Annotated in this window: 10 protein-coding genes; 5 read left to right on the top strand and 5 right to left on the bottom strand. The window is 65.6% G+C overall.

What is annotated here, in order from left to right:
• Positions 1-37: 37 nt before the first annotated feature.
• A complete protein-coding gene (locus tag JQC81_RS02540; protein ID WP_376772359.1) occupies positions 38-628 on the bottom strand; it encodes a hydrolase in 591 nt (196 codons plus the stop codon).
• Between the two features lie 170 nt (positions 629-798).
• Here JQC81_RS02540 and JQC81_RS02535 point away from each other — a divergent pair, with 170 nt between their 5' ends.
• Complete coding sequence (locus JQC81_RS02535) at positions 799-1,350, top strand: TetR/AcrR family transcriptional regulator (RefSeq protein WP_203270147.1); 552 nt, start codon at positions 799-801, stop codon at positions 1,348-1,350.
• Between the two features lie 12 nt (positions 1,351-1,362).
• Here the strand turns inward: JQC81_RS02535 and aptA are convergent, their stop codons facing one another.
• Both aptA and JQC81_RS02525 read right to left on the bottom strand, forming a co-directional pair.
• Positions 1,363-2,712, bottom strand: coding sequence for an omega-aminotransferase AptA (gene aptA / locus JQC81_RS02530; RefSeq protein WP_203270146.1), 1,350 nt, complete (start codon positions 2,710-2,712; stop codon positions 1,363-1,365).
• 100 nt (positions 2,713-2,812) lie between these two features.
• A complete protein-coding gene (locus tag JQC81_RS02525) occupies positions 2,813-3,061 on the bottom strand; it encodes a heavy-metal-associated domain-containing protein (RefSeq protein ID WP_376772358.1) in 249 nt (82 codons plus the stop codon).
• 141 nt (positions 3,062-3,202) lie between these two features.
• Between JQC81_RS02525 and JQC81_RS02520 the strand changes: the two genes are divergently transcribed.
• From JQC81_RS02520 to JQC81_RS02510, 3 genes are all read left to right on the top strand, one after another.
• The gene (locus JQC81_RS02520) at positions 3,203-4,468 is read left to right on the top strand and encodes an EAL domain-containing protein (RefSeq protein WP_203270145.1); all 1,266 of its coding nucleotides are present in this window, start codon (positions 3,203-3,205) and stop codon (positions 4,466-4,468) included.
• A gap of 107 nt (positions 4,469-4,575) precedes the next feature.
• Entirely contained in the window at positions 4,576-5,451 is an 876-nt protein-coding gene (locus tag JQC81_RS02515) for a TIGR01459 family HAD-type hydrolase (RefSeq protein WP_203270144.1), read from the top strand.
• 215 nt (positions 5,452-5,666) lie between these two features.
• Positions 5,667-6,611, top strand: coding sequence for a bifunctional riboflavin kinase/FAD synthetase (locus tag JQC81_RS02510; protein ID WP_203270143.1), 945 nt, complete (start codon positions 5,667-5,669; stop codon positions 6,609-6,611).
• Positions 6,612-6,878: 267 nt separating this feature from the next.
• Here the strand turns inward: JQC81_RS02510 and JQC81_RS02505 are convergent, their stop codons facing one another.
• Together JQC81_RS02505 and msrB are read right to left on the bottom strand one after the other, a co-directional pair.
• Positions 6,879-8,018: a DUF3095 domain-containing protein gene (locus tag JQC81_RS02505; RefSeq protein WP_246520167.1), complete on the bottom strand. Its 1,140-nt coding sequence runs from the start codon at positions 8,016-8,018 to the stop codon at positions 6,879-6,881.
• A gap of 40 nt (positions 8,019-8,058) precedes the next feature.
• Complete coding sequence (msrB, locus tag JQC81_RS02500) at positions 8,059-8,562, bottom strand: peptide-methionine (R)-S-oxide reductase MsrB (protein ID WP_246520165.1); 504 nt, start codon at positions 8,560-8,562, stop codon at positions 8,059-8,061.
• A 292-nt stretch (positions 8,563-8,854) separates the two neighbouring features.
• Here msrB and ileS point away from each other — a divergent pair, with 292 nt between their 5' ends.
• Positions 8,855-11,803 (top strand): isoleucine--tRNA ligase, encoded by a 2,949-nt coding sequence (ileS, locus tag JQC81_RS02495; RefSeq protein WP_203270141.1) that lies wholly within the window; start codon positions 8,855-8,857, stop codon positions 11,801-11,803.
• The last annotated feature ends 88 nt before the right edge of the window (positions 11,804-11,891 follow it).

The raw sequence follows: 11,891 nt of genomic DNA, 5'->3' as shown, positions 1-11,891 counted from the left end.
CTGCGGTCCTACTCCCTGCGGCGGGGAGGGGCAAGGCTTATGCGGTAGCGGGAGCCGCAAGGCTCGACAGAATGTCGGCCGTTGCGCGGACGCGGGCCACACGGGGCAGGATTCTTTCGATCGAGAAACGGTGCATGTCGGCGTTGATGCTTGAGGAGGCGTCCTCCGCAATGATCACGGAATAGCTGTGCTGCCAGGCGTCCCGCGCGGTGGACTCGACGCCGAAATTGGTCATCACCCCGCCCAGGATCATGGTGGAGATGCCCCTGCGCCGAAGCTGCAGGTCGAGTTCAGTGCCATGGAAGGCGCTCCACTGGCGCTTGGTGATCACGGCATCGGGCTCGATATCGAAGGCCTGAGACAACGCCACTGCCTCGTGGGGCAGGCCGCCTTCAGGGAGAGGCAGGGGGATGTCCACTGGCTGACGGAGGGCGTCTGCATAGCCCGCAGAGAAGTCGGCCCGGGTCACAATGATCGTGCCGCCTGAGGCCTTCAGGCTGCGCGCCAGACGGGAAGCGTTGCCCACTACGGCTGAAGCCGGGTGAGGGGCAATCGGCATACCGAGCGTCCAGTTCTGCAGATCGATCAGGACAAGGGCGGTGAAGCGTGGATCAAGCTCGTTCAGCATGGCATAGTCCTGATATATGAGGGGGCGTCAGGCGCTTCCCTTGACGCTCAATTTATTTAAATGAGGTAATCCTCATAAAAGTGAGTTATATGAGACCATCCTCACAAAATGCAAGCGAAACTTCAGAGCCTGCACCACGCAACCCTCAGCGAAAGCGTGGGCGCGAGCGAGTGGCTGCACTCTTGAATGCGGGAGCTGAGGTCTTTTTCGAGAAGGGTTATGAGGCGGCCACGATGACGGAGATTGCCGCCCGCGCAGGCGCTTCCATCGGCTCGCTCTATCAGTTCTTTCCCACCAAGGAGCTTTTGGCGAAGGCTTTGCACGAGGCGTATCTCGCAGACCTGGCGGCGATGCTTGACGGGTTGAGCAAGGAGGCGTCCGGCCAGAGTCCCGCCAGGATGGCGGACAAGCTTTTCGACGGGCTCCTGGCTTTCCTAACCGTGCGCCCGGCCTTCGGAGTGCTCGCGGAGCGGCGGGATATCGACAAAGATCAGAAGCGCAGGACGGGCGCCGCGATGCGGGGCCAGATTGCCGAACTGCTCGCTTCGGCCCAGCCACCTTTTCCGGAGACGCGCCGGGAGGCCATGGCGGCTGTTGTCCTCCAGATCATGAAGGTAGCCGTTGCCCTCAACTCGCAAGAGGATGAATACCTAAGGCGCATTATCCATTCGGAACTGCGGCAGATGTTGAAAAGCCACCTGGACGGCGTCCAGGTGGTTTGAGGGTGGGAAGCTTCAGGCGACCGCCTTGATCACCTTGGTGAGCTTGTCGACGATCTCGCCGATCTGCTCCTCGGTGATGATCAGCGGCGGCGAGAGGGCGATGGTGTCGCCGGTGATGCGCATCATGATGCCGTGCTCCTGGAACCCGCGATCCATGGATTCGAAGGCGCGGGCGCCCACCGCGTCGGGGCGCGAGGCAAGGTCGATGGCACCGACGAGCCCGATGGTGCGGATGTCGAGCACGTTCGGCAGGCTCTTGAGCCCATGGATCGCATCGGCCCAGACCGGCTCAAGGGTCTTTGCCCGTTCGAACAGCTTCTCGTCCCGGTAGATGTCCTGGGCAGCGAGCGCGGCCGCGCAGGCGAGCGGATGGCCGGAATAGGTGTAGCCGTGGAACAGCTCGATCATGTGCTCCGGACCCTTCATGAAGGTGTCGTAGAGCCCCTGGCGCACCAGCACGCCGCCCATGGGCACGGCGCCGGAATTCACCCCCTTGGCGAAGGTGATCATGTCCGGGATGACGCCGTAGCGCTCGGCGGCAAAGGCCGTGCCGAGGCGCCCAAAGCCGGTGATGACCTCGTCGAAGATGAGCAGGATGCCGTGCTTGTCGCAGATCTCGCGCAGGCGCTTGAGATAGCCCTTGGGAGCTGCCAGCACGCCGGTGGAGCCGGCCATCGGCTCGACGATCACGGCGGCGATCGTCGACGCGTCGTGCAGCGCCACGATGCGCTCCAGCTCGTCGGCCAGGTGCGCGCCCCATTCTGGCTCGCCGCGGGAGAAGGCCTGCTGCTCGCGGTTGTAGGTGTGGGGCAGGTGGTCGACGCCGGCGAGCAGCGAGCCGAAGAACTGGCGGTTCTTGACGATGCCGCCCACCGAGATGCCGCCGAAGCCGACGCCGTGATAGCCGCGCTCACGGCCGATCAGGCGCGTCTTGCTGCCCTGGCCCTTGGCATTCCAATAGGCGAGGGCAACCTTGAGGGCCGTGTCCACGGCCTCGGAGCCCGAGTTGCAGAAGAACACGTGGTTGAGGTCGCCGGGCGCGAGCTGGGCGAGGCGGGAGGCCAGCGCAAAGCCGCCCGCATGGCCGAACTGGAAGGCCGGCGAGTAGTCGAGCTCCTCGGCTTGGGCCTGGATCGCCTGGGTGATCTCGTCCCGGTTGTGGCCGGCATTGCAGCACCAGAGCCCGGCGGCGCCGTCGATCACCTCGCGGCCCTCGGGGGTGTAGTAGTACATGCCCTTGGCGCGGGCGATCATCCTCGGGCGCTGCTTGAACGAGCGGTTTGCCGTGAACGGAAGCCACCAGGCCTCGAGGTCGTTGGGTGCAAGCGAGTCGTTGGCGGCTCTGGAAATCTGGGCGGTCATGGCTAATCCCCGGAAATGGCTGGCGGGGAGCCTAGCAGCCGTTTCCCGAGGCGGCAAAAGGATCTTTGCGCCAAGCCATGAGCCGGGCGCAACCCTTCCGCTACATGGTCATGCCGGTCGCCTCATAGCCGGCGGCATTCAGCGCCTGGGTCACTTCGAGAGCCTGCGCCGTGGTGACCACATGCACGCGTCCATGATCCAGGTCCACCTCGACCTTGGCGCCGGGATCCAGCCGCTGGATCGCCTTGGTGACCGAATTGACGCAGCCCTGGCAGGTCATTCCCTCAACCTGCATGAGCAGGTCCTTGCGAGGCTCTTCCATCGATACGCCCTTTCCGAAATGTCTCATGTTCCTTCAGCGAGCAACGCGCGGTTGCGCAAAAATGTCCATTGCGGGAATACGAAACTTGCCTCGCGATTCGCCTTGATTCACATTCGGTTAAGACACTGATTCGGGCATAGAACCCGAGCCAGGGGAGCGGGGGCACCCATGGTCATTACCAAGAAAATCATTCCGGCCCTGAAGGGTCGGAAGGCGGCTTTGCTCGCCTTCACGCCAGCCTTTCTGACAGCGTCGGCTTCGGCCTATGTGCCGATGGAAGCGGGCCTTGTCATGCTGGTCTTCGCCTTACTCATCACGATGGTGATCGGCGGTCTCATCATTCTGTGGCGGCAGGCCGAAGCGGGGAGCCGGCCCGCATTCCCGGACGCTCCGCCCGCGCCGCAACCGGCCAGGGTTGCCGGGCAGGGCGCGGCAGTTCTCCTGCGCGAGCTCGCCAAGGCTGCGGAGGCGCCGGAGGGCGCCGCGCCGGCTGCACAGGCGCGGCGCGCCAAGCCTGCCCTGACGCTTGTGAGCGGATCGGCCGGAAACCCCGAAAACTTTCCCGAGCCGTCGCTGCTGCCGTCCATCCGCAGGCTCTCGCCCGATGAGGCGAGCCGGATCAGGCTCGTCACCCAGGCTTTCGAGGCGGACCGGATCGAGCTGCATCTGCAGCCCATCGTGTCGCTGCCGCAGGGCAAGATCCGCTTCTACGAGGCCCTGGCGCGGCTGCGCCTGGCGGACGGGACCCTGCTGTCACCAGCAGAGTTCCTGCCTATCTTGGAATGCTCCGGCCGGGCGGCCGATTTCGACCGGCGGATCCTGATCCGCGCCATGGCCGTCGCCCGCCACCTCGTGGCCCGCGGCAGCGAGGCCATCGTGGGGGTGAACCTGTCGGCCCACGCCATCGTCGAGCCGGGATTCCTGTGGTCGCTTGCCGGGCTGCTCGATTCCTCGCCCGACATCCTCGGCAGGATCGTCCTGGAGCTGCCCCAGCACAGCTGGCGCCATCTCGATGCCGACCTCAAGAATGCGCTGGCGAGCCTGCGGGAGCGCGGCGTGCCGTTCTCCCTCGACCGCGCGGCCGATCTCCGGTTCGACCCGCAGGCGCTTGCGGAGCTGGGTGTCCGCTTCATGAAGCTGCCGGCCGATCTGCTGATCAGGGCCGCCGAGCAGCAGGACGGACGCTATGCGGGACCGGAGCTCGATGTGCGGGACTTCGCCTCCGCACTGCGCCGCCAGGGCATCCGGCTGATCGCCGAGCGGGTGGACCGGGACGAGATGGTGCCGGTTCTCGAGGATCTCGGCGTCCCGCTCGCGCAGGGCTTCGCCTTCGCGGCGCCGCGTCCGGTCAAGCCGGAGATCGCCGGCGAGCAGGATCTGCCGCGCCCCTTCGGCCTGGAGGATGCGCCAACCCGTCTGCGTCGCGCCGGTTGACTTGGACAGCGCGAGGGCCTACCCGCCGGTCTCATCATCTTGAAGTGCGCATCGTGTGGGCCGGAATACCGGGACCACTTTTCCGCACGATGCGCGAGTGAGACCCCATGACCGCCCTGACCCGTCCCCTTCACGTCGAGGGGCTGCAGCCCCTCGCCGAACGCTACGATCTCATCCTCTGCGATGTCTGGGGCGTGCTGCACAACGGCGTCAAAGCCTATGAGGCCGCAAGCGACGCGCTCACGCGCTTTCGCGCCAAGGGCGGACGGGTGGTTCTCGTGTCCAACGCTCCGCGTCCCGGCGCCTCGGTGGGAACGCAGCTCGACGGGTTCCAAGTGCCCCCCACCGCCTACGACGCCATCGTCACCTCGGGCGACCTGACCCGGCTTGCGATCCAGGAGCGCATCGACAAGGTGGTGCACCATATCGGCCCGCCGCGCGACATGCCGATCTACAACGGTCTCGACGTGCGCTTCGGCTCCATCGAGGAGGCCGATTACGTGGTCTGCTCCGGCTTCGACAACGATGAGGAAGAGACGGTCGAGGATTACCGCCCGCAGCTCGAGGCCATGCGCCGGCGCAACCTGCTGATGGTCTGCGCCAATCCCGATCTCGTGGTCGAGCGCGGCCATATGATCCTGCCCTGCGCGGGCACTATTGCCCTGGCTTATGAGGAGATGGGCGGCGAAGTCTTCTATGCCGGCAAGCCGCACCGACCGGTCTACGAGCGGGCTCTCACTGTCGCGTCCGATCTCGCCGGACATCCAATCCCGAAGGAGAGGGTGCTGGCCGTCGGCGATGCGATCCGCACCGATATCGCCGGCGCCGTGAACTTCGGCATCGACGCCCTGATGATCGCCCGCGGCATCCACGCGGAGGAGCTCGGCCTCCACAAGGGCGATCTCGTGTCGGATCACGTGCAGGATTGGGTCGATCGGCAGCCGGTTCGGCCGACCGCCTTCACGGAGGTGCTGGCCTGGTGAAGCCGCTTCCGCGTTGTCATCCCCGGCAGCCTTGAGGTCGGGAAGAGGATCCATAACGGTGTGCGTGAGAGTGGATTCCCTTCCCCTGCGCTGCGCTCCGGTCGGGAATGACACCGGGGCAGCCGCTCTCGTCTCTTCCCTTGACCAGTCAGCTGCTTTTCGACAGGGTCGCGCGGCATTGATCCGTCCCAGATGAGTTCCGAGGTTCTCCCCTGATGCCCACTTCCTTCGCGATCTGCCGCGATGGCGAGCCTGTGCCCGAGAGCCTCAAGGGAGCCGTCGCGGCCATCGGTAATTTCGACGGGGTGCATCGCGGGCACCGGCATCTCCTGACCCTGGCATTGAACTCCGGGCGGCCGGCTGCGGTCGTGACCTTCGAGCCGCATCCGCGCACCTTCTTCCAGCCTGACAAACCGCTGTTCCGCATCACGCCCGAGCCGGTGAAGCTGGCGATCTTCGCGCGCCTTGGCTTGGCGGGCGTGTTCCAGAGGCGCTTCGACGGATCGCTCGCCGCGCTCACGGCGGCGGGCTTCGTGGACCTGCTGGCGAAGGACCTGGAACTGTCGGGCGTGGTGATCGGCCACGACTTTCATTTCGGCCGCGGGCGCGAGGGCAATCCGGAGCGCATGATGGAGCTGTGCCGGGAGCGCGGGCTCGATTGCATCAGTGCCCCGGCCATCGTCGAGGGCACGGAGCCTGTCTCTTCCAGCGCCATTCGGGCTGCTCTGGAAGCAGGCAATATCGCCACGGCCAACCGGCTTCTTGGCTATCGCTGGTTCATCCGCTCAGAGGTCCGCCATGGCGACAAGCGCGGGCGCGTTCTCGGTTATCCCACGGCCAATATGCGCCTTCCCGACGATGGCCGCCTGCGGCACGGCATCTATGCGGTGCGGGCGTCGGTTGGCGGCCGGCTCGTCGACGGCGTCGCCAGCTTCGGCCGACGCCCGACCTTCGACAACGGCGCGCCGCTCCTTGAGGTGCACCTCTTCGACTTCGCCGGCGATCTCTACGGGCAGACCCTGGACGTGGAGTTCATCGGCTGGATCCGTGGCGAGGAGCGGTTCGACGGCATCGAGGCCCTGATCGCCCAGATGGACCGGGATTCGGTCGAGGCGAGGCGGATGCTGGCTGAGGACATGACGGTTTCGATGATTGGGTGAACCCATAAGTTGTCGTCCCGGACAAAGCGCAGTGACGATCCAGGATCGCGCAAACCAGTCTAGAACCGTCATCCCGGGGCCGCTTCAGCGGAGCCCGGGATCCATAACCGCTGACGGTGCAGAATGAGGCGCGACGCTGTTCGCATTCTCCTGAGACGTCGTGTTTATGGATCCCCGCCTTCGCGGGGATGACAATGTCGAGGTTTCGGTGCCTCATCCTGCACCCGATCCCGGATCTTCGCTGCGCTTCGTCCGGGATGACTCCTGTTACATGGCAGGCTTGAGCGCCTGCGCGGCCATGGCGTAGCCGCCCATGGCGCCGTCGACGAAATGGATGTGGTCGGCTCGGGTAGGCGAGGGGACGAAGCACGTCATGAGGGCCGCCTCCTGCCGGTGCAGACCGTGGCGGGCGATGCCTTGCTGCTCCGCTTCCTGCAGAAGAGCCTCAAGCCGGTCGGCGAGGGCGGGCGTGCAGTCGAGGGTCATGCGCAGGCCGTCGTCGAACTTGCGGAAGTCCGTGTTCTCGACGAGCTGGTGGCGATATTGGGCGGGGTCGAAGCCGCCCAACGAGCGGCCCGTCCGGAAGATCATGAACGCGGCCAGGCGCCCGGCTGCGAGCCGCACCAGGGGGCGCAGGCGGAGGCCGCGTGTCCCGACCGTCTTGGCTTCGATCCCGAAGCCCTGGAATGGGGACGCGAGCGGAGGCCCCTTGTCCGGCAGCGGGCGGCCGGCTTCCTGGCCCTCGGCCAGGGCGAGCACCTGGTTTATGAGCGTGTTGAATGCCCCCATGTTGGCTTCCGGAGTGGGCAAGAGGATCAGGGAGAGAATGACGCCGCGTTCCGGCCTGATCTCGTCGAAGCGGCAGCTCAGGCCCGAAAGGTCGGGCAGGGTGCCCGATGGGGCGGGAGGAATGGCGAAGGCGCCGCCCTTCATCTGCCGCTCGGCATAGGCCAGACCGCCGCCCGCGAACATGGCATAGGACACGTCCGGCGAGGCGGAGAACCGGGCGATGCGGACATCATGGCCCTGCGCCCTGATCTCTGAGACCGGCGCGAGGGCGATGCGCAGCTCGAAGCCGAAGGCATCCCGCACCCAGGCCGTGACGGAACTCAACGCGTCCCGTGCGATGTCGGATTGGGAGGCCGGCAAGGCGAAGCTCGCGCCGTCGCCGCCGAACACGAAGGGAAATTCGCTCGTGCCGAGCTTGTTGGCCACCGCGGCGATAACGGCGGCGGCAGCCGTGTTGACCTCCTTGTAGCGTCCCGCCTGGATGGCCGAGGTGGAGCGCACGATATCGCTGAGGCCGAGCACCCAATCGTCCGGAACGGGCATGTAGCGCGAAGGATCGGTCAGGTCGGAGAAGTGGTCGAAAACCGGCAGGCGGGCGTAGAAATCGGCGCCCGCCATTGCGTTCGTGTCCTGCCGGCTCGGCTCCATTGACAGGGCTCTAGCCCGCCGCCTCGCCCTCCGGCGCGCCGCGTCCCAGCTCATCCGGAAGCGGATCGCCATCTGCGACGAAACGCATGGAGACCGAGTTCATGCAGTAGCGCTCGCCCGTGGGAGGCGGGCCGTCGTTGAACACGTGGCCGAGATGGCCCTCGCAGCGGGCGCAACGGATCTCGGTCCGGACCATGCCGTAGCTGGTGTCGCGCACGAAGGCGATGTGCGAGCGGTCGATGGGGTCGAAGAAGCTCGGCCAGCCGGTGCCGGATTCGAACTTGGTGCCCGCGTTGAACAGCGGAAGTCCGCAGAGGCGGCAGCAATAGGTGCCCTTGTCCTTGGCCTCGTTGAAGATGCCGCAGAAGGGCCGCTCCGTGCCGTGCTCCAGGAGCACGCGGCGCTCCTCGTCGTCGAGGCTGTTCACCAGCGCGCGGAACTGCTCGGGGGTCGGCGGGGAGAGGTCGAAGCCGGCTTTCGAGCGCCGTTCGGCCGTGGTGGTCGAGTCTGCCATGATCTGATCCTTCCTGCCCGTCACTCGCTGGACATTGTAAGGCTGGTTCCTGCTCATAAATAGGGAGCCGCTCCCGGAATCACCACGCTTTATTATCCGCCCCGGCGCTGCTAAAAGGCTCCCCATGCCCATGGTTTCTCAGGCCCTGCCGGCAGCCCGGATAGGCGCGGCGCGAATTATCGGCCCGGCTTTCGCATGACCTGCGAAGGTCCGGGATCCTAGCCGTTCGCCCTCAAGAGAAGCCTGATGCGCCCGCCTTCTAACCGGGCCACACGAGACCTGATTGACCGTCATGACCGACAAGCTAGACCGCGCCGCCCGCGACTATTCCGAAACCCTGTTCCTGCCCCAGACCGAGTTCCCCATGCGGGCCGGCCTGCCGCAGCGGGAGCCCCTGCTCCTGCAGCGCTGGAACGAGAAGAGGCTCTATGAGCGCCTGCGCGAGGTCCAGAAGGGCCGTCCGCGCTTCGTGCTCCATGACGGCCCTCCCTATGCCAACGGCAACATCCATATCGGCCACGCCCTCAACAAGATCCTGAAGGACTTGGTGGTCCGCTCGCAGGGCATGCTCGGCTTCGATTCCAACTACGTGCCCGGCTGGGACTGCCACGGCCTGCCGATCGAGTGGAAGATCGAGGAGGAGTATCGCGCCAAGGGCAAGAACAAGGACGATGTGGACATCGTCGAGTTCCGGCGCGAGTGCCGGGCGTTTGCCGAGAAGTGGATCGACGTGCAGCGCGAGGAGTTCAAGCGCCTCGGTGTCGAGGGCGACTGGACGAACCCGTACCAGACCATGTCGTACGACGCGGAAGCGCAGATCGCCCGCGAGATCATCAAGTTCGCCGTAGGCGACCAGCTCTATCGCGGCTCGAAGCCGGTGATGTGGTCCTCGGTCGAGAAGACCGCGCTCGCCGAGGCCGAGGTCGAGTATCACGAGAAGACCTCCACGACGATCTGGGTCAAGTTCAAGATCACCAACACCCTGGACGGCGATCTCGACGGCGCGTTCGTGGTGATTTGGACAACGACTCCCTGGACGATCCCGGCCAACCGCGCCATCGCCTATGGCGAGAACATCGCCTACGGCCTCTACACGGTGACGGAAGCAGCCAGTGACAACTGGGCCAAGGTCGGCGACCGCCTCGTCATCGCCGACAAGCTCGCGGCCGAGGTCTTCGCTGCTGCACGGGTCGCCGGATACGAGCGCGTGAAGGACGTGCTGCCGGTGATGCTCGAGCGCTGCGCCCATCCGTTCCGTGGCATCGAAGGCGGCAATGGATATTGGGACTACCCGGTCCCGGTGCTGCCGGCCGATTACGTGACTGACGATGCCGGCACGGGCTTCGTGCACACGGCTCCCGGCCACGGTGCGGACGACTACAACACCTATGTGAAGCATCGCGACCTGTTCGTTGCCTGCGGCATGAAGGAAGTGCCCCATACGGTTTCGCCGGACTCGTCCTACTTCCCTCACGTGCCGATCTTCGCGGGCGAGCGCATCTACGACGACAAGGGCAAGGATGCGGGCGCCAACGAAGCCGTGATCAAGAAGCTCGTCGAGACCGGCGCGCTGATCGCGCGCGGGCGGCTCAAGCACCAGTACCCGCACTCCTGGCGCTCGAAGGGTCCGCTGATCTTCCGCAACACGCCGCAATGGTTCATCTCCATGGACAAGCCGCTGGACGATAAGGGCGATACGCTCCGTCAGCGCGCGCTCCATGGCATCGAGTCTGTCGAGTGGGTGCCGGAATCCGGCGAGAACCGCATCAACGGCATGATCGCCAACCGTCCCGATTGGGTGGTGTCGCGCCAACGCGCCTGGGGTGTGCCGATCGCGGTCTTCGTGAGGAAGGGCAGCAACGAGATCCTCAAGGACGAGCGCGTCAACAATGCCATCGCCGAAGCTTTCGAGAAGGAGGGCGCCGATGCATGGTATGCCGATGACGGTTCACGCTTCCTGAAGGCCGGCGGCTACGATCTGAACGACTTCGACAAGGTGAACGACATCCTCGACGTGTGGTTCGACTCCGGTTGTACGCACGCCTTCGCGCTGGAAAGGCGCGAGGACCTGAAGGTGACGCGCAAGGTCGATGGCGGTCCCGATCAGGTCATGTACCTCGAAGGCTCGGACCAGCATCGCGGCTGGTTCCACTCGTCGCTGCTGGAGAGCTGCGGCACGCGCGGCCGCGCGCCGTACGACATCGTCGTCACGCACGGCTTCACGCTCGACGAGCAGGGCCGCAAGATGTCCAAGTCGCTCGGTAATACGGTGGCGCCTCAGACTATCATCAAGGATTACGGCGCCGACATCCTGCGCCTCTGGACCGCATCGGTGGATTACTGGGACGATCAGCGCATCGGCCCGGAGATCATCAAGACCACGGCCGAAACCTATCGCAAGCTGCGCAACACGATCCGCTGGATGCTGGGCTCGCTGGCGCATTTCCGCGAGGCCGACAAGGTGGCCTTCAACGAGATGCCGGAGCTGGAGCGCTTCGTGCTCCACCGCCTGGTGGAACTCGGCGGCGAGGTGCGGGAGGCTTACTCCAATTATGACTACAAGCGTGTCGTCGCCCTGCTGACCTCGTTCATGACCACGGATCTGTCGGCCTTCTATTTCGACATCCGCAAGGACGCGCTCTATTGCGATCCGATCTCGAGCAAGGTGCGCAAGAGCGCTCTCACCGTGATTGACGAGACCTTCCGCTGCGTGGCGACCTGGATCGCGCCGATCCTGGCCTTCACGGCCGAGGAGGCCTGGCTCGAGCGCTATCCGGAGGCCGAGTCGGTGCATCTCGAGACCTTTGCCGAAGCACCGGCGGAATGGCGTGACGATGCGCTGGCCGAGCGTTGGGCGAAGGTGCGCCGTGTGCGCCGTGTCGTCACGGGCGCGCTGGAGATCGAGCGTGCGCAGAAGCGCATCGGCGCGAGCCTTGAGGCTGCGCCTGTGGTGCACATCGCGGATGAGAGCCTGTTCAAGGCCGTGCAGGGCCTCGACCTCGCGGAGATCTGCATCACCTCCGGCATCCAGGTGGTGCAGGGCGAAGGGCCAACGGACGCCTTCCGTCTTGACGACGTGAAGGACGTGGCCGTCGTGCCGGCCCTCGCCGAGGGCCGCAAATGCGCCCGCTCGTGGAAGGTCACTCAGGAGGTGGGCACGGATCCAGACTATCCGGACGTGACGCCCCGTGACGCGGCGGCCCTGCGGGAGTGGGATCAGCTGAAGGCGGCGGCGGAATGAGCAAGGCGAACGAGACCGGCGCGCCGATTCCGGAAGCAGGGGCTGCCCCGCAGCGCCCCGGTGCTGCGACGCGTCCGCGCAGCCCGCG

Origin of the sequence: Microvirga arabica, from assembly GCF_016811235.1 — a bacterium.
In the GTDB taxonomy this organism is placed as follows: domain Bacteria; phylum Pseudomonadota; class Alphaproteobacteria; order Rhizobiales; family Beijerinckiaceae; genus Microvirga; species Microvirga arabica.
Note: the sequence above shows the minus strand (reverse complement) of the source record. Positions and strands in the feature narration are given on the sequence as shown.